Below are 18,490 nucleotides of genomic sequence, written 5' to 3'. Positions count from 1 at the left end.
GCGTATGTGCCAGCCCGTACGCTGGTCCGATGTCCACCCTCGTCACCTCTTTGACCTGCCGGTTCTTGACCTGACGGTCATCTCGCCTCGTCCTGACTGTTGGTCATCCTGCCGCTGGTAATCGCGTGCGCCACCACAGCTGAATTCCAGGAGACGGCTCATGCTTCGCATCGTCGTCCTGGGCGCCGCCGCGGGCGGTGGAGTGCCGCAATGGAATTGCGGCTGCAACATTTGCCGCGCTGCGCGCGCCGATCATCCTGAGATCAGCAACAGCCAGGCCTCGGTCGCGGTCAGCGCCGACGGCGCGAACTGGTTCCTGGTCAACGCCTCGCCCGATCTGCGCCAGCAGGTCACCCGCACGCCGCAATTGCATCCGAAGCGAGGGGCCCTGCGCCACAGCCCGATCGCCGGCGTGATCCTGACCAATGGCGAGATCGACGCGATCACCGGGCTGTTGTCGATGCGCGAGAGCTCACCATTTTCGATCCATGCGCATCCCAAGGTGCTTGCGATCCTCAGATCGAACAACATCTTCGATGTGTTGAAGGACGAGACCGTCAAGCGCCTGCCGATCGAGATCGATGCGCCGTTCCGGCCGCAACTCCAGGACGGTTCGGCTTCGGGCCTGGAGATCACGGCGTTCGCGGTGTCCGGAACCAGCGCCTGGTATCTGCGCGACAGGCAGCATCCCGGCGGCAGTTCGTCGACCGGTGACACGCTGGGCCTGAAGATCGCAGATCTGGCGAGCGGCCAATATTGCTACGTCATCGCCGCCTGCGCGAACGTGGACGACGACTTGAGAACGAGATTGAAAGGCGCGCCGCTGGTGCTGTTCGACGGCACGGTGTGGCGCGACGACGAGATGATCCAGGCCGGACTCGGCAACAAGACCGGGCAGAGCATGGGACATATCGCGATGTCCGGAGAAAGCGGCGCAATCAAGCAGCTCTCGGACCTCGCGATCGGCAGGAAGATCTTCCTGCACATCAACAACTCCAATCCGGCGTGGCTGCACGCCTCACCCGAGCGGCAAGCATTAGAACGCGAGGGATGGGAAATCCCCGCCGAAGGGATGGAGATCGTGCTGTGAGTGAGCTGAATCTGAGTGGAATGACGGCGCTGTCGATTGGCCGTGGCGTGACCTTGAACAATGCGAGCGAGCTGGAAGCGGCGCTGCGCCACATCGGCGCGACGCGCTATCACAATCACCACCCGTTCCATAAGCTGCTGCACAGCGGCAAGCTCAACAAGGGCCAGGTGCAGGCCTGGGCGCTGAACCGCTACTACTACCAGTCGACCATCCCGCTGAAGGATGCGATGGTGATGACGCGCTTCCGCGACCGCGCCACGCGGCTAGAATGGCGGCATCGCATCGAGGATCATGACGGCGATATCGGCAGCGAAGGCGGCATCGAGCGCTGGATCAAGCTGACCGAAGGTCTCGGTCTCGACACCGCCTATGTCGAGTCGACCGAGGGCATCCTGCCGGCGACGCGCTTCGCGGTGGAGGCCTATGTGCATTTCTGCCGCGACCGCTCGCCGCTGGAGGCGATCGCCTCGTCGCTGACCGAGCTGTTCGCCCCAAGCATCCACGAGGAGCGCATCTCGGGGATGCTGGAGCACTACAACTTCGTCAACAACGACACGATGAGCTACTTCAAGCGCCGTCTCACCCAGGCGCCGCGCGATGCCAACTTTGCGCTGCATTACGTCAAGGAGCACGCCACCACGCCCGAGCAGCGCGCCGCCGTCTGCAATGCGCTGATCTTCAAGACCAACGTGCTCTGGGTGCAGCTCGACGCGCTGTACTACGCCTATGTCGAAGGCAACATCCCGCCGGGTGCCTTCGTGCCGAAGGAGAGCTGAGCGTGTTGACTTCGAAGCGAAGCTACCGCCGCGCAAACGGTGCTCTCCCTCCCCCCTTGCGGGGGAGGGTCGGGGTGGGGGGTCCACACGGGCGGTCTTTGCTGAGACCCCCACCCCCGACCCCTCCCCGCAAGGGGGAGGGGAGTTGCACTGTGCTCTGCGCAGCCACCGTGCTCTTCCAACATAAAGCGCGTTAGAGACCCGCCATGGCCCCGCGTCACATCCAAGTCACTGAGCCCAGCCGCGTGGTGCTGCCGCGGCATACCAAGTTGAAGTTCGACGAGACGCGGCAGGTCTGGGTGATCCTGGCGCCGGAGCGCGTGCTGGCGCCGGATGAGATCGCGGTGGAGGTGCTGAAGCTGTGCGACGGCGCCCGCAGCGTCGCCGCGATCATTGATGAACTGGCGGTGAAGTACGCCGCGCCCCGCGACGTGATCGCGACCGACGTCGTCGCGATGCTGCAGGATCTCGCCGACAAGGGTTTTCTGACCGAGGTTCGGGAGACGACATCATGACCGAGCTCACTGGCACGTCGCCGCAGGTCGACAGCAATGACGGGCTCGCCGTGCTGGAACGCCGCGGCTCCGTCGCCGAGACCTACGGCATCCCGCTCGCCGTGCTGCTCGAACTCACCCATCGCTGCCCGCTGCAATGCCCCTATTGCTCCAATCCGCTGGAGCTCGATCGCGCCGGGCAGGAGCTGACGACGGCGGAGTGGAAGAAGGTGCTGTCGGAGCTCGCCGAGATCGGCGTACTGCAGATCCACTTCTCGGGCGGCGAGCCGACCGCGCGCAAGGACCTCGTCGAGCTGGTGCAACACGCCAACGACGTCGGGCTCTACACCAATTTGATCACCTCGGCCGTGCTCCTGACGCGCGAGCGCCTCAAGGAGCTAGCGGATGCCGGACTGTCCCATGTCCAGATCAGCTTCCAGGGCAACGAGCCCGTCGTGGCCGATCGCGTCGGCGGCTACAAGGGCGGTCACGCCAAGAAGATCGAGGTCGCGCGCTGGACCCGCGAGCTGGACCTGCCGCTGACCGTGAACGCCGTGATGCACCGGCAGAACCTGCATCAGCTGCCTGAGATCATCCAGATGGCGGTCGACCTCGACGCCGACCGGCTCGAGGTCGCCAACGTGCAATATTACGGCTGGGCGCTGAAGAACCGCGCCAGCCTGATGCCGACCTATGCCCAGCTCGAAGAGACCGACCGCCTGGTCGAGGACGCCCGCGAGCGGCTGAAGGGCACGCTGACGATCGACTACGTCGTGCCGGACTACTACGCGCTGCGGCCGAAGAAGTGCATGGGCGGCTGGGGCCGGCAGTTCTTCAACATCTCGCCCTCCGGCAAGGTGCTGCCGTGTCACGCCGCCGAAAGCATCACCGGGCTCGACTTCATGTCGGTACGCTCGAACAACTCGATCGCCTGGATCTGGCAGAACTCCGAGGCCTTCAACCGCTATCGCGGCACCGGCTGGATGAAGGAGCCGTGCAAGTCCTGCGACTTCCGCGAGATCGATTTCGGCGGCTGCCGCTGCCAGGCGTTCGCGCTGACGGGCGACGCCGGCAACACCGATCCGGCCTGCACGCTGTCGCCGCTGCACGAGAGCATCTTCAAGCAGGCCGAGCGCGATGCGGCCTCGGGCCAGGACCGCTTCCTGTATCGCAACTTCGCCGGCGGCACGCCCGAGAGCGGCGACGATGCCTGACGCCGAAGCCGGCCGTGCCGCCGCGCACCGCAGCGATCCGTTCGCCCCGCAGACGTCGGAATGGCTGGATGTCTCCGGCGGTCACCAGATCTATGTCGAGAGCAGCGGCTGCGCCGCCGGCATTCCCGCCGTCTATCTGCACGGCGGGCCGGGCTCCGGGTGTCAGCCGGATCACCGCCGCCTGTTCGATCCTGAGCGCTTCCATGCCGTGCTGTTCGACCAGCGCGGCGCCGGCCGCTCGCGCCCCTCCCGCGGCCGCGACAACAACACCCTGCCCGATTTGATCGCCGACATGGAGGCGATCCGCGAGAAATTCGGCTTCGAGAAGTGGATCGTGGCCGGCGGCTCGTGGGGTGCGACCCTGGCGCTGGCCTACGCGCAGGCACATCCGACGCGAGTCACGGGAATGGTGCTGCGCGCGACCTTTCTCGGCACCCGCGCGGAGGTGGCCACCGCCTTCGGCGAGACGCTGGCGCGCTTTCACCCGGCCCTGCACCGCGACTTCGTGGAGCTGCTGCCGGAGGCCGAGCGCGCCGATCCGTGCGACGCCTACTTCCGGCGCATCCTCGATCCCGATCCGGCGATCCATGGCCCCGCCGCCCGCGCCTGGCACGATACCGAGCGCGCGTTGTCGGAAGTGAAGCCCGCGCGCGCCCGGCTCGATCGCCTCGCCATCCGCTCGGGCACCGCCTTGCCGGCGACGCCGTTCATGGAGGCGCATTACTTCTCGCACGACAGCTTCATGGCAAAAGACCAGCTGCTGCGCGATGCGAGCAAGCTCGCGGGCATTCCCGGAATCATCGTGCAGGGCCGCTTCGACCTGCTCTGTCCGCCCTCGACCTCAGCGCGGCTGGCCGAGATCTGGCGCGACGCTGAAATCCGTGTCGTCGAAGCCGCAGGTCACAATCTTTATGACCCCGGCATCCGCGATGCGGTCATGAAAGCCATCTGCGATATGGCGACGCGCACGACTGCGCCTTAAACACGTGGTCCTCTCTCCTCATCCTGAGGAGCCATGCGCAGCATGGCGTCTCGCAGGATGAGGCCCCAGACATCCCCGGCCTCATGGTTCACCAGGCGATGCGCTGCATTGTCCGGGAGACGCGCCAAGCGACGCTCTCACCATGAGGAATTGGCTGCTGAACAAGGACATCCGCAATGCCCATCGCCGGGAAAGGCATGCTTTTGACATCGATGAACATCGATGCCGCCGACGAAGCCGATTTCAACCGCTGGTACGACAGCGAGCATCTCGAGGAGCGCGTGGCGATCCCCGGCTTCATCGAGGCGCGGCGCTATGTCGCCGAGCAGGGCAGCCCGAAATATCTCTGCCTGTATTCGACCGAGACGATCGACGTGCTCGATAGCCCCCCCTATCGCGCGCGTCTCGAGGCGCCGACGGAATGGTCGAAAGCCGTCATGGCGCGCTTCAAGAACATGATCCGCAGCGTGGCACGCATCACGATCTCGATCGGCGCCGGCCGCGGCGCCGTGCTCGGCATCATCCGCCTGCGCCCGAAACCGGGACAGGACGGCGCGTTGCGCGAAGCGCTGCAGATCGAGCTCGATCCGCGCGAACTCAGGGGCGTGATCTCGATGCATCTGCTCGAAGGCGATGCTGATCTCTCCGGTCCGGCTGCCGGCGTGCCCGCGAGCTCGCGCGATGCCGACTGGTTCATCCTGATCGACGGCACCGACAGTCACGCGATCGCGACATTGATGACGACGCGCTTTGCGGCCATCGATGGTCCGTTGGCGACGCAGATCTCGGCCGGCATCTACAGGCTGATGTGGGATCTGAGCCGCGCCGACATCGCGCTGGGCTGAGAGCGCGCATTGTCCTGAATCAATGACGTGAGTGTGCAACCGGCCGATGCAGCCGCCCGTGAGAATGCCGCAACGCAACAAATTCGATGGCAGCATCACGCCCCTAATGCGGCGCCGCACACTGTGCATGAAGGGCAGCTTTGCAAATTTGCCTTTGTGCGCGCCTTGGAATGGCTCTAGTCTGATAAGACTATTCAATTGAGCCATTCAAAAAGCAGAAGGGCGACGAACAGGACCTGCTCCGGACCCCGCATTGATCCCTAGCCGATCCTGAACAAACAGTCGTCCTCACGTCAGGAAGGCCGCGCGCTCGTGGTTCGCCGCGCGGACAGGGTATGAATGAGAGCGACTGATATCTCGGCCCCCGACTACTTTCACAAAGTCGTCGATTGCCAATGGGCTTGTCCCGCACACACCCCGGTCCCCGAATACATCCGCCTGATCGCCGAGGGTCGCTATAGCGACGCCTACATGATCAATTGGAAATCGAATGTATTCCCGGGCATTCTCGGACGCACCTGCGACCGCCCCTGCGAGCCGGCCTGCCGACGCGGGCGTGTCGAAGAGAGCCCGGTCGCGATCTGCCGCCTGAAGCGCGTCGCCGCCGATTTCAAGGACGACGTCCAGCAGCGCATGCCGCGCCCTGCCCCGAAGAACGGCTGGCGCATCGCGCTGGTCGGCGGCGGCCCGGCTTCGCTGACCGTGGCACGCGATCTCGCGCCGCTCGGCTATCACTGCACCGTGTTCGACGCCGATCCCAAGCCCGGCGGCATGATGCGCTCGCAGATCCCAAAATTCCGCCTGCCCGACAGCGTGATCGACGAAGAGACGGGCTACGTGCTCAGCCTCGGCGTCGACTACAAGGCCGGCCATCGCATCGACAGTCTGAAGAAGCTGCTGGCCGAAAACTATGACGCCGTCTTCATCGGGTCCGGCGCGCCGCGCGGCCGCGAGCTGAACATTCCAGGCCGCAAGGAAGCTGCGGCCAACATTCATCTTGGCATCGACTGGCTGTCCGCCGTCTCGTTCGGCCATACCGACAAGATCGGCAAGCGCGTGATCGTGCTCGGCGGCGGCAACACCGCGATGGATTGCTGCCGCACCGCGCGGCGGCTCGGCGGCGAGGACGTCAAGGTCATCGTCCGCTCCGGGTTCGAGGAGATGAAGGCGTCTCCGTGGGAGAAGGAGGACGCGCTGCATGAGGACATTCCGATCCTCAATTATCTCGTTCCGATCGCCTTCCACCATGCCGCCGGCAAGCTGACCGGCATGACCTTCCAGAAGGTGAAGGCGGAATATGACGCTAACGGCGGACGCTCACTGGTGCCGTCCGGCGAGCCCGATGAGACCTATCCCTGCGACGACGTGCTGGTTGCCGTCGGCCAGGAGAATGCATTCCCCTGGATCGAAGCCGATTGCGGCATTGAATTCGACAAGCGGCACATGCCCGTGGTCGATCCAACGACCTTCGCCTCGACCAATCCGAAAGTTTTCTTCGGCGGTGACGCCTCGTTCGGCCCCAAGAACATCATCTGGGCGGTCGCGCAGGGCCATGAGGCGGCGCTGTCGATCCATCGCCTGCTCTCGGGCGAGGACATCACCGAGCGGCCGCTGCCTGAGGTGCACATCTCGTCGCAGAAGATGGGCATCCATGAATGGAGCTATGACAACGACATCTCGTCCGAGAAGCGCTTCAAGGTGCCGCATCGCGACAAGGTCGTCGCGCTGAAGGACATCCGCACCGAGGTCGAACTCGGCTACGACGTCAAGCTCGCGCTCGGCGAGGCGCATCGCTGCCTGAACTGCGACGTGCAGACGGTGTTCTCCAACACCCTGTGCATCGAATGCGACGCCTGCGCCGACATCTGCCCGATGGACTGCATCACGTTCACCGACAATGGCGAGGAGGCTGATCTGCGCTCGCGCCTGCGGGCGCCATCGCTGCATCCCGACCAGGACCTTTACGTGTCATCGGATCTGAAGACCGGGCGCGTGATGGTGAAGGACGAGGACGTCTGCCTTCATTGCGGCCTGTGCGCCGAGCGGTGCCCCACCGGTGCGTGGGACATGCAGAAATATTTCATCGAGACGACCCACGCAGGTAACGCATGTCCCAGCAAGCGCCGCTCAGCAGCGTAAACGACTTCGTCGTCCGCTTCGCCAACGTCAACGGCTCGGGCTCGGCCAGCGCCAACGAATTGTTCGCGCGCGCCGTGCTCCGTCACGGCGTGCCGGTGAGCCCACGCAACATCTTCCCGTCCAACATCCAGGGCCTGCCGACCTGGTACGAGGTGCGCGTCACCGAGGCCGGTCATCTCGGCGCGCGCGGCGGCGGCACCGATCTGATGGTGGCGATGAACCCGCAGACCTGGGACAAGGACGTCGCGGGCATCGTCGCCGGCGGCTATCTGTTCTACGACTCGACCAAGCCGATGCCATCGACCAAGTTCCGCGACGACATCACCGTGATCGGCGTGCCGCTGACCGCGATCACCAACTCGACTTACAACGATCCGCGCCAGCGCCAGCTGTTCAAGAACATCATCTATCTCGGCGCGCTCTCGGCGCTGCTCGACATGGATCCGAAGCTGATCGAGCAATTGATCGGCGAGCAGTACAAGGGCAAGGAGAAGCTGCTCTCCTCCAACGTCCATGCGCTGCATCTCGGCCGCGACTGGGCGCTGCAGAACCTGAAATGCCCGATCGGGCTGCGCATCAAGAAGGCCGACAAGGTCGGCGACCGCGTCTTCATCGAGGGCAACAACGCCGCCGCGCTCGGCGCGGTCTATGGCGGCGCCACGGTCTGCGCCTGGTATCCGATCACACCGTCATCGTCGCTGGCCGAAGCCTTCAGCAACCACTGCAAGAAGCTGCGGCACGATCCGGAGACGGGACAGGCCAAATACGCCATCGTGCAGGCCGAGGACGAGCTCGCCTCGATCGGCATGGTGGTCGGCGCGTCCTGGAACGGCGCCCGTGCCTTCACCACCACGTCGGGCCCCGGCGTCTCGCTGATGACCGAGTTCATCGGCCTGTCCTACTTCGCCGAGATCCCGGCCGTGATCATGAACGTGCAGCGCGCCGGTCCCTCGACCGGCATGCCGACGCGGACGCAACAATGCGACCTGATCGCCTGCGGTTACGCCTCGCACGGTGATACCAAGCATGTGATGCTGTTCCCCGAGGATCCGGCGGAGGCGTTCGAGTTTGCCGCTGCGGCGTTCGACCTTGCCGAGCGGCTGCAGACCACGATCTTCCTGATGCTCGATCTCGACATCGGCATGAACCAGCGGCTGTGCCGTCCGCTGAAATGGGACGATGCCAAGCAGTATGACCGCGGCAAGGTCATGACCGCCGAGATGCTGGACGAAGGCCGCGAATTCGGCCGCTATCTCGACGTCGATGGCGACGGCATCCCGTTCCGCACCTATCCCGGCACGCATCCGACCGAGGGCTCCTACTTCACCCGCGGCACCTCGCGCGACCGCTACGCGCGCTATTCCGAGGAAGGGGCCGTCTATGCCGACAACGTGCAGCGCCTGCTGCGCAAGTTCCAGACCGCGCAGGACATGGTGCCGCGGCCGCTGCAGGCCAATGCGAGCAAGCCGACCAAATATGGCGTGATCTATTTCGGCTCGACGGCGCCGGCGATGGACGAGGCGATCGGGCTGCTGGAATCGCGCGGCTGTCAGCTCGACCGCCTGCGCATCCGCGCCTTCCCGTTCCATTCGAGCGTGGCGAGCTTCATCGCCGAGCACGACTTCGTCTATGTGGTCGAGCAGAACCGCGACGCGCAGCTGCGCCAGCTGATCGTCAACGAGAACGGCATCGACCCGGTCCGCCTGGTTCCGGTCCTGCACTATGACGGCACGCCGATCACCGCGCGCTTCATTGCGGACGCGATCGGCGACCATCAGGACCAGATCAAAGTCACACCGCTGCGCAAGGCCGTGTCATGATAGTGGGTCGTTCCTCTCCGCCGTCATGCCCGGGCTTGACCCGCCTGCGCGGCCGAAGCCGCTTCGGCGCGGCGAAGGCCCGGGTATCCATCTTCTTCGTCTTCTCGGCCATGACGACGCTGGATGATGCGAGGCTCCCATGACCTACATCGCTAAGCCGAAATTCCAGCATCCCGGCATCAAGAAGAACGCGCTCGGCTACAGCCATCGCGACTACGAGGGCAAGATCTCGACCCTGTGCGCCGGCTGCGGACATGATTCGATCACGGCCTCGATCATCGAGGCCTGCTTCGAGCTGTCGATCGAGCCGCATCGCGTGGCAAAAATCTCCGGTATCGGCTGCTCGTCGAAGACGCCGGACTACTTCCTCGGCAATTCGCACGGCTTCAACACCGTGCACGGCCGCATGCCGTCGGTGCTGACCGGCGCCAACCTCGCCAATCGCGAGTTGATCTATCTCGGCGTCTCCGGCGACGGCGACTCCGCCTCGATCGGCTTCGGCCAGTTCGCGCACGCGATCCGGCGCGGCGTCAACATGGCCTATATCGTCGAAAACAACGGCGTGTACGGGTTGACCAAGGGCCAGTTCTCGGCGACAGCCGACCGCGGCTCGAAGTCCAAGAAGGGCGTCACCAACACCGACAATCCGATCGACCTCGTCGGCATCGCGCTGCAGTTGGGGGCGACCTATGTCGCGCGCTCGTTCTCGGGCGACAAGAAGCAACTGGTGCCGATCATCGCCGGCGCGATCCAGCACAAGGGCGCCGCCTTCATCGACGTGATCAGCCCCTGCATCGCCTTCAACAATCACGCCGGCTCGACCAAGAGCTTCGACTACGTCCGCGAGCACAACGACGCCGTCAACCGGCTGGACGTGCTGACCGGGCGCGACCCGATCGAGATCGACCAGGATCCCGGCACGGTGCAGATCGTCGAGCAGCACGACGGCTCGCGTCTGGCGCTGCGCAAGATCGACGCCGACTACGATCCGCACGACCGGCTGGGCGCGATGACCTTCCTGCAGAAGCACTCCGCGCAGGGCCAGATCGTGACCGGACTCTTGTATGTCGATGCCGAGGCGGACGATCTGCACAGCCATCTCAACACGGTGGAGCGCCCGCTCAACCGGCTGGAAGCGGCGGATCTGTGCCCGGGGCAGTCGGTGCTCGACAAGATCAATGCGAGCCTGCGCTGATCCGGCCGGGGCGAAGTTCTGACAGAGTCCCCGTAGCTGTCCTTCGAGACGCCCGCCTGCGGCGGCCTCCTCAGGGCGATGTTCTGAATGTATGGCGGCGGCTTCCAGGGAGCGCCGCTCTCGCCCCTCATGGTGAGGAGCGCCGCGCCACGGTCGCCCCCTTGTGAGCCGTCTGCATGGCGGCGCGTCTCGAACCATGAGGCCTCGATCTCAGCTCTCGTAGCCCGGATGAGCGCCAGCCGGCGCCTCTTCGGCGGCGGCGATAGCGACATCCGGGTTCACCGACGACGGTTCGTGAGAACCCGGATGTCGCGTCCGCCTCCGCCCTCCGGGCGCCGGCTTCCGCTCACCCGGGCTACGATTCTGTTCACCGTCCATGTGCGGCTACGGCCGCAGCGCGCTCGCCCAAACGCGATCGAGCTGCGCGATCGCCTCCGGCAGCGGCAGCGCCGTCAGCGCGTCGTCGCCGCCGCTGACGAGACCGAACTCGCGCAGCCGCAGCAGCGCCTCATCGACATTGAACGCTCGCCCCAGTCCGAACATCTGCTGCAGCAGCTCCTCGACATGGCCGCCCAGGGCCGCGCGCGAGAGCGGGACGGACGCCAGCAGCAGGCCGCCATAGGCCAGCATTGCTTCCTTCCAGTCCTGGTCCTCGGCCTCGCCGATCAGGTAGTTGAAGATGCCGGAATTGTTGTTGACGTTGCGGAAGTAGATGTTGTCGGTGACCTGCTTCTGATGGATCAGCGACTGGCGGTGGAAGTTGCCCCATTGCCTCAAGATGAAGGCGCCGAGGGCGAAGATGCCCGACAGCGCCGCCAGCGCCTGCTCGGTGTCGTTGTCGTGCACGGTGCCGCTGAGGCCGAGATAGAAGCCGGCGACGATGAACAGCACGGTCAAGGTCGAGGCCAGCTTGAGCAGGATCGGCACGCCGCCGACCAGCGCCGGCACACCGAGCGTCAACTGCTCGCGCAGACCCATGACGACGCGGACGTTCGGCAGCAGCGCTTCCAGGTCGAAGCGCGCGATGTGGCGGAAATATTTGAACAGCACCGCGCCGCCGCGGATCTTGTTGCGGCCGCGCCAGGCTGCCGCCTTGCGCTTCTTCGGTTCGTCCGGCTTGGTCGCGACCATCAGGACGATGTCGTCATAGACCTCGATCTCCTGCGACCGGCGACGCAGGCCGTACAACATGGGGACCTCGATCGTCTCCTGATGGGTGCCGCGCCGGAACATGCGGACGTCGCGATAGTCGGAGATCGGCGCCTTCAGCTTGACTCTGACAAGCGCGTGCTCGGCAAAGGCGCGCTCGATCTCCTCATGGCTGATCTCGACGAAATTGGCCTCGCTGAGCACCCGCACGACTTCGTCGGTCAGGCCGCGATACGCGGCGTCGAGATCCCCCGGCGATCGGTGGCGGCCGACCGGCACCTCGGGATCGAAGTCGACATAGGCGTCGCGGAAACGATCGAGCTCGTCGAAATATTGATGGTGCAGAATGGCGCCGAGCATGCGAGCGAGTTCATGCAGCTCACGCGACCGGCCGTCGTCCAGGCCGCCATGCGAAATCACGGCATCGAGAATGTCGGACTTGCGCACGGGAATGAACCGGTCCCGTCGGCTCGCCGTCTCCCCTGGTCCAACCACGTCTCGCACGCCCGCTACGACTTACGTTCCCGAAAGCCGCTCCAGCTGCAAGGAGCCGCCATTGCGCGCACCATAGCGGGCTGATCCGGCTAGCGCCACTCGCAACGGATCGAAATGGGCGCAACTCGTGGAAGCACCAAGCCATCTCCCTTTTTGCAAAAGTGCTGGGTCAAAACTGCGGCCAGGGTGCGACCGCTCGTCATGCCCGGGCTTGACCCGGCCATGACGGAGAACGGTGTATAGGGTTAGATTCTGGCGGCCGCGCTAGGCGGCCGCCGGTTGTATCCGGGGATTGAGCACGAACTCCTTCAGCACCTTGTCGGTGGCGGCATCGACTTCCGTCAGCTGGACGTCGTAGCTCCAGAGATCGGCGAGATGCTGAAGCACCCGCTTCGTGTCGGTTTCGTTGAGCTGAGCGCCCTTGACCACCGTATGCCGCAGCATCAGGCGGCGGTCGCCGGCGAGATCGACATCGACCACCTCGATGTTGGGATCGATGTAGCCGACGTCATACTGCCTCGACAGCTCACGGCGGATACGGCGATAGCCGCGCTCGTCGTGAATGGCATCAACCAGGATGCCGGCGCGCTCGGCCGGATCGTCATGCAGGTGGAACAAGCGCAACTGCCGGATGAGGCTGGGGCTCAGGAACTGGCTGATGAAGCTTTCGTCACGATAATTGGCCCAGACGTCGCGCAGCACCGCCATCTCGTCGCCGGTGCCGGCAATGTCCGGGAACCATTCGCGGTCCTCCGCGGTCGGGTCCTTCACGATGCGCTCGATGTCCTGCATCATCGCAAAGCCGAGCGCATACGGATTGAAGCCGGAGTAGCGCGGATCGTCGAACTCCGGCTGGAACACGACATTGGTGTGCGACTGCAGGAATTCGAGGAAGTTGCCGTCGGTGAGGCGGCCGTCCTGATGCAGGCGGTTCATGATGCGGTAATGCACGTAGGTCGCGGTGCCCTCGTTCATGACCTTGGTCTGGCCCTGCGGATAGAAGTACTGCGCGATGTGCCGCACGATGCGCAGCAATTCGCGCTGCCAGGGCGCCAGCCGCGGCGCGGTCTTCTCCAGGAAATAGAGCAGATTTTCCTGCGGCAGGCCGAGCAGCGCGCGGCGCCGCTCGACGTTCAGAACCGCGTTGGTCTTGACTTTGCCTGTCGGCACCGTGCGCCAGAGATCGTTGAACTGCTCCTCCTCGTAGAGCCTGCGCTTGCCGGCGCGCTTCTCCTCCTCGCGGAAGTCGAGCTTCTTCTTGCCGGGATAGCGGTCGACGCCGTGCGACATCAGGGCATGCGCCGCATCCAGCGTATGCTCGACCGCGAGGCGGCCAAACCGCTCCTCGCATTGTGCGATGTAGCCGCGGGCGAAGTCGAGATAATCGAGGATGCCGTTGGCATCGGTCCACTGCTTGAACAGATAGTTGTTCTTGAAGAAGTGGTTATGGCCGAACGCGGCGTGCGCGATCACGAGGGTCTGCATCGTCGCCGTGTTCTCCTCCATCAGATAGGAGATGCAGGGCGAGGAGTTGATCACGATCTCATAGGCGAGGCCCATCAGGCCCTTGCGGTAAGAGGCCTCGTGATAGGCGAAGTGCTTGCCGAACGACCAGTGCTTGTAGAACAAGGGCATGCCGACCGAGGAATAGGCATCGAGCATCTGCTCGGCCGTGATCACCTCGATCTGGTTGGGATAGGTGTCGAGCCCGAGCTCCTTGTGCGCCACCTTTTCGCAGGCATCGTGGATGCGTTGCAAAGTGAGGAAATTCCAGTCTGCGCCTTCGAACAGCAGCCCGCTCATGACGCCGCCCTTTCCTGCGTCGTGCCGCGACGCTGAAACAGGTCGTGGAAGACCGGGAAGATCTCGCTGCGGTCACGCACCTTGCGCATCGATAGCGGCTCGCCATTGGCGCGCAGCCGCTCATAGAGCGACCACAGCGCAGAGTCCGGCATCTCGAACGAATAGGTGCCGGATTCGCCGACCTCGAGATAGGCGAAGAACTGCGTCACGGGCAGGATGTTGTCCGTCAGCAGCCGCGCGACGTTCTCGGAATCCGAGGTCGCGTTGTCGCCGTCGGAGGCCTGCGCCGCGTAGATATTCCAATCGCTGGGGCGGAAGCGCGAGCGGACGATGTCGTGCATGCATTGCAGGGCGCTCGACACCAAGGTGCCGCCGGAGGCCGGTCCGTAGAAGAAGGTCTGCTCGTCGACCTCTTCGGCGCGATCGGTATGGCGGATGAACACGATCTCCACATGGCGGTAGCGCCGGGTCAGGAACACGTAGAGCAGCATGTAGAACCGCTTGGCGAGGTCCTTCATGTGCTCGGACATCGAGCCCGACACGTCCATCAGGCAGAACATCACGGCCTGCGCGATCGGCTTCGGCACGGCCTCGAAGCGGCGGTAGCGGATGTCGATCGGATCGATGAAGGGGATGCGCTTGGCCTTGGCCTTCAGCGCCTCGATCTCGGCCAGCAGCGCGGCGCGCTTGTCCTCGTCGGTCTCCTGCTCCAGCTGGGCTTCGAGCTCGGCAATCGCCTCAGGCCGCGGACGGCGCAACGCGACGCGGCGGGCCAGCGCCCGGGTGACGGTGCGGCTGATCGAAATATTGGCCGGCGAGCCCGAGGTCGCATAGCCGGCGCGCACCAGCCCTTCGCTCTCGGCCTCGGCGAACTTGCGCTTGGCGAGATCGGGCAGTTCGAGATCGTCGAGGAAGAGGTTGACGAACTCTTCTTTGCTCAGCACGAAGCGGAAGGCGTCCTCGCTGTCGCCCTGCCCCGGCGCCGATTTGCGGCCGCTGCCGTCACCGGACCGCGGCAGGATGTCGCCTTCGACGAACTTCTTGTTCCCAGGCAGCACCATGTCGCGGGTTCCGCCCTCGCGGCGGAAGCGCGGCTCGTCCATGCCGTCGAGCGGGATCGAGACCTCGCCACCTTCCAGCACGTCCTTGATGTCGCGGTCCTGCGACGTCTTCTTCACGGCTCCTTGAACCAACGCCTTGGCCCGGCGCAAAAATCGCTGACGGTTTTCGAGACTTTTGCCGCCCGGATTCAGGCGCCGATCAATGATGTGCATGACCACGTTTCATACGCCTCCTGCTGCAGCGGTTTCGACTCCTGCTCTCCCCCGCCGCGATGCCGCGGTGCAGTATCGGACTTGATACTGTACCCGCATCATTCGCTGTTCGACACGTCCCTCCGAAGTTCAGCGTCGAACGTTCCACCTGGTTCGTCGTCCTGGCGCCAATATCCGCCGATGACCTGCGGCACATGCAGTGAACACCGGCGCCGGACCACGTTCAACCCGCCTGCTTCACCCGCATGTACCACTCGACCAGCCGGCGGACCTGCCGCTCGGTGTAGCCGCGTTCGACCATGCGCGCGACGAAGTCGTCGTGCTTCTTCTCGGTATCGCCGTCCTTCTTGGTGCCGAACGAGATGACCGGAAGCAGATCTTCGACCTGCGAGAATATCCTCTTTTCGATGACTTCGCGGATCTTTTCGTAGGAGGTCCAGGACGGATTTTTGCCACCATTCTGGGCCCGGGAGCGCAGCGAGAACTTGACAACCTCGTTGCGGAAGTCCTTCGGGTTGGCGATCCCGGCCGGCTTCTCGATCTTGGTCAGCTCCTGGTTCAAGAGCTCGCGATTGAGCAGCTGTCCCGTATCGGGATCCTTGAAGTCCTGATCCTCGATCCATGCGTCGGCATAGTCGACGTAACGGTCGAACAGGTTCTGGCCATAGTCAGAGTAGGATTCCAGATAGGCCTTCTGGATCTCGTGACCGATGAACTCGGCGTAGCGCGGCGCCAGGTCGGCCTTGATGAATTCGAGATAGCGCTTCTCGATTTCCTCCGGCAGCTGCTCGCGCTTGATCGACTGCTCCAGCACGTACATCAGGTGCACGGCATCGGCCGACACTTCCGACGTGTCGTGATTGTAGGTCGCGGCCAGCACCTTGAAGGCAAAGCGGGTGGAGATGCCGTCCATGCCCTCGTCGACGCCGGCGGCGTCGCGATATTCCTGCACGCTGCGCGCCTTGGGATCGGACTCCTTCAGGCTCTCGCCGTCATAGACCCGCATCTTGGCGTACAGCGTCGAGTTCTCGTGCTTGCGCAGCCGCGACATCACCGAGAAGCGGGCCAAGGTGTCCAAGGTCGCCGGCGCGCAGGGCGCGGTGGCGAGCTCGGAGCCCTGGATCAGCTTCTCGTAGATCTTGCGCTCTTCGGTGGTCCGCAGGCAGTACGGCACCTTGATGACGCAGATGCGGTCGATGAAGGCCTCGTTGTTCTTGTTGGTCTTGAAGCTCTGCCACTCGGACTCGTTGGAGTGGGCGAGGATCACGCCGTTGTACGGGATCGCACCGATGTTTTCGGTGCCGATATAGTTGCCTTCCTGCGTCGCCGTCAGCAGCGGATGCAGCATCTTGATCGGTGCCTTGAACATCTCGACGAATTCGAGAATGCCTTGGTTGGCGCGGTTGAGGCCTCCGGAATAGCTGTAGGCGTCGGGATCGTTCTGGGCGTAGGTCTCGAGCTTGCGGATGTCGACCTTGCCGACCAGCGAGGAGATGTCCTGGTTGTTCTCGTCGCCCGGCTCGGTCTTGGCGATGCCGATCTGGCGCAGCCGCGACGGCTGGATCTTGGCGACGCGGAACTGCGAGATGTCACCGCCGAAGGATTCGAGCCGCTTGTAGCACCACGGGCTCATCAGTCCCGACAGACGGCGGCGCGGAATGCCGTATTTCTCTTCGAGCATCGGGCCCAGCGTGTCGGGATCGAACAGGCCGAGCGGCGATTCGAAGACCGGGCTCAACTCGTCACCGGCCTTGAGCACATAGATCGGATGGGTTTCCATCAGCTGCTTCAGCCGTTCGGCGAGCGACGACTTGCCGCCACCGACCGGTCCGAGCAGATAGAGGATCTGCTTGCGCTCTTCGAGACCTTGCGCGGCGTGCCGGAAGAAGCCGACGATGCGCTCGATCGTATCTTCCATCCCGAAGAAGCCGGCGAAAGCAGGATAGAGCCGAACCGTCCGGTTCAAAAAAATACGGCCAAGGCGTGGGTCCTTGGCCGTGTCGATCATCTGAGGCTCGCCGATGGCAGCTAGTAGTCGTTCAGCCGCGTTCGCGTATCGCATCGGGTCGGCTCGACACGATTCCAGATATTCCTGCATCGACATGTCGGTCTGGCTTCGCGCCTCGAACGACCTAGCGAACGCGTTGAACAACGAATCGTTGTACATGATCCCTCTCCACGTAGGTTCCGCCGCACTGCTGCAACGGGCCGAGATCTAAGTACGTTCCTACTGATCTCGAACCGACTCAGAGTGAAGCGCGCTAGCCCCCATTGGGCACCGTCTTCGTCCTTTTCCGCAACGCAAAGTGCATGCAGCATATGCCCTATCAACATGCACTTCGCTCAATAGTTCGGCAAAAGCGGGCCGACTCTCCCCATTTGTACCTCATTGTCTCTGCTTCGCAACATCCGCAATACCCCGGCACCGTAGTCTCCCTGCGCCGCACAAGGCGTTGTGAAGCCACGTGAACGGGCGCGCCAGGCCGACACGTCGAGTGTGGTGGCGCGCGATCTGAACCGCGAATGAACGAAGATATTCCCCTTCGCCACAAACGATTGGAACGATTCATTCGCTGCGCGGCGTGACCCACGCGCATCACCCATCGAACGGCACGACACCTCGCGCATCCTCCGAAGCAGAATGGTTCGGGCATTGAAAATGCCGCAAATGAGATCAGCTACAACTGACCGATCGATCGCAAAGGCGACAGCATCGGAATTGCGATGTCGAAAGACGACACATCCGCCATGCTGCGCCCAACGCGCATCACCGTCTGGCGACGAAACTACAACCGCGATGACGAGGCCGGCGACACACTGCCTGCTGGCGTCAACGACAGGATCTTCCGCGTCGATCGCAGCGGCACCGAAAGCTGTGCGCGCCTCGTCAGTGACCGGACCGAACTCGCGACTGTCCAACACGAATGATAGCATGTCCCTAAACAGATGTGACGTGCTTTTCTCTTTGCAAGGACGGAGCACGGATCGGCGCGACATGTTGGGCACAGCCGTCCGATGCCCGGCGTCCCGTTCGCAAGCTCACAAGCGCAGGCTGACGGTCTCTACCATTTGAACGAAATCACCGAGGTGGGTTTTGCCGTGGCGGCAAAGCCGGGATGGTGCGATCGCCGAGCTGCAATCCAAAGGCTGTCTCCATCTGCATCTGCGGGCTCGAGAGGTCTGGGCCCGGACCCCGCGACCTCGGCTCGTGAAA

Annotated in this window: 14 protein-coding genes; 10 read left to right on the top strand and 4 right to left on the bottom strand. The window is 63.9% G+C overall.

Features of this window, described 5'->3' with window-relative positions; all coding sequences use genetic code 11:
* The first annotated feature begins 160 nt into the window (after positions 1–160).
* The 9 genes from pqqB to S58_RS08890 all read left to right on the top strand — a co-directional run bounded on the left by pqqB (position 161) and on the right by S58_RS08890 (position 10,555).
* Positions 161–1,090 carry a pyrroloquinoline quinone biosynthesis protein PqqB gene (gene pqqB, locus S58_RS08930; protein ID WP_015664960.1) on the top strand — a complete coding sequence of 310 codons (930 nt, stop codon included), beginning with the start codon at positions 161–163 and terminating at the stop codon, positions 1,088–1,090.
* Positions 1,091–1,110: 20 nt separating this feature from the next.
* On the top strand, positions 1,111–1,866 hold the full coding sequence (pqqC, locus tag S58_RS08925; RefSeq protein ID WP_377811993.1) for a pyrroloquinoline-quinone synthase PqqC: 756 nt from the start codon (positions 1,111–1,113) through the stop codon (positions 1,864–1,866).
* A 206-nt stretch (positions 1,867–2,072) separates the two neighbouring features.
* On the top strand, positions 2,073–2,381 hold the full coding sequence (pqqD, locus tag S58_RS08920; RefSeq protein WP_015664958.1) for a pyrroloquinoline quinone biosynthesis peptide chaperone PqqD: 309 nt from the start codon (positions 2,073–2,075) through the stop codon (positions 2,379–2,381).
* Entirely contained in the window at positions 2,378–3,574 is a 1,197-nt protein-coding gene (pqqE, locus tag S58_RS08915; RefSeq protein ID WP_015664957.1) for a pyrroloquinoline quinone biosynthesis protein PqqE, read from the top strand. Before pqqD ends, pqqE begins: the two co-directional genes overlap by 4 nt.
* The gene (gene pip / locus S58_RS08910) at positions 3,567–4,556 is read left to right on the top strand and encodes a prolyl aminopeptidase (protein WP_015664956.1); all 990 of its coding nucleotides are present in this window, start codon (positions 3,567–3,569) and stop codon (positions 4,554–4,556) included. The genes pqqE and pip overlap by 8 nt, the downstream gene beginning before the upstream one ends.
* Positions 4,557–4,732: 176 nt before the next feature.
* Positions 4,733–5,401, top strand: coding sequence for a DUF4286 family protein (locus S58_RS08905; RefSeq protein WP_015664955.1), 669 nt, complete (start codon positions 4,733–4,735; stop codon positions 5,399–5,401).
* Positions 5,402–5,740: 339 nt separating this feature from the next.
* On the top strand, positions 5,741–7,540 hold the full coding sequence (locus tag S58_RS08900) for an FAD-dependent oxidoreductase (RefSeq protein ID WP_015664954.1): 1,800 nt from the start codon (positions 5,741–5,743) through the stop codon (positions 7,538–7,540).
* Entirely contained in the window at positions 7,510–9,360 is a 1,851-nt protein-coding gene (locus S58_RS08895) for a 2-oxoacid:acceptor oxidoreductase subunit alpha (RefSeq protein ID WP_015664953.1), read from the top strand. Before S58_RS08900 ends, S58_RS08895 begins: the two co-directional genes overlap by 31 nt.
* Positions 9,361–9,499: 139 nt before the next feature.
* A complete protein-coding gene (locus tag S58_RS08890) occupies positions 9,500–10,555 on the top strand; it encodes a 2-oxoacid:ferredoxin oxidoreductase subunit beta (RefSeq protein ID WP_015664952.1) in 1,056 nt (351 codons plus the stop codon).
* A gap of 384 nt (positions 10,556–10,939) precedes the next feature.
* Here S58_RS08890 and S58_RS08885 read toward each other — a convergent pair whose 3' ends face one another.
* From S58_RS08885 to S58_RS08870, 4 genes are all read right to left on the bottom strand, one after another.
* On the bottom strand, positions 10,940–12,199 hold the full coding sequence (locus tag S58_RS08885; protein ID WP_042339033.1) for a TMEM143 family protein: 1,260 nt from the start codon (positions 12,197–12,199) through the stop codon (positions 10,940–10,942).
* A gap of 264 nt (positions 12,200–12,463) precedes the next feature.
* Positions 12,464–14,002, bottom strand: coding sequence for a SpoVR family protein (locus S58_RS08880; RefSeq protein ID WP_015664949.1), 1,539 nt, complete (start codon positions 14,000–14,002; stop codon positions 12,464–12,466).
* Complete coding sequence (locus tag S58_RS08875) at positions 13,999–15,276, bottom strand: YeaH/YhbH family protein (protein WP_042339031.1); 1,278 nt, start codon at positions 15,274–15,276, stop codon at positions 13,999–14,001. Before S58_RS08875 ends, S58_RS08880 begins: the two co-directional genes overlap by 4 nt.
* A 223-nt stretch (positions 15,277–15,499) precedes the next feature.
* Entirely contained in the window at positions 15,500–17,443 is a 1,944-nt protein-coding gene (locus tag S58_RS08870) for a PrkA family serine protein kinase (protein WP_015664947.1), read from the bottom strand.
* 557 nt (positions 17,444–18,000) lie between these two features.
* On the opposite strand from S58_RS08870, the gene S58_RS08865 reads away from it, so the two are divergent.
* Positions 18,001–18,204: a hypothetical protein gene (locus tag S58_RS08865; RefSeq protein WP_015664946.1), complete on the top strand. Its 204-nt coding sequence runs from the start codon at positions 18,001–18,003 to the stop codon at positions 18,202–18,204.
* Positions 18,205–18,490 lie beyond the last annotated feature (286 nt).

It is taken from the genome of Bradyrhizobium oligotrophicum S58, from assembly GCF_000344805.1.
Classification (GTDB): Bacteria; Pseudomonadota; Alphaproteobacteria; order Rhizobiales; family Xanthobacteraceae; genus Bradyrhizobium; species Bradyrhizobium oligotrophicum.
The sequence above is the reverse complement of the archived record's forward strand: the minus strand, read 5'-3'. Positions and strand labels throughout refer to the sequence as shown.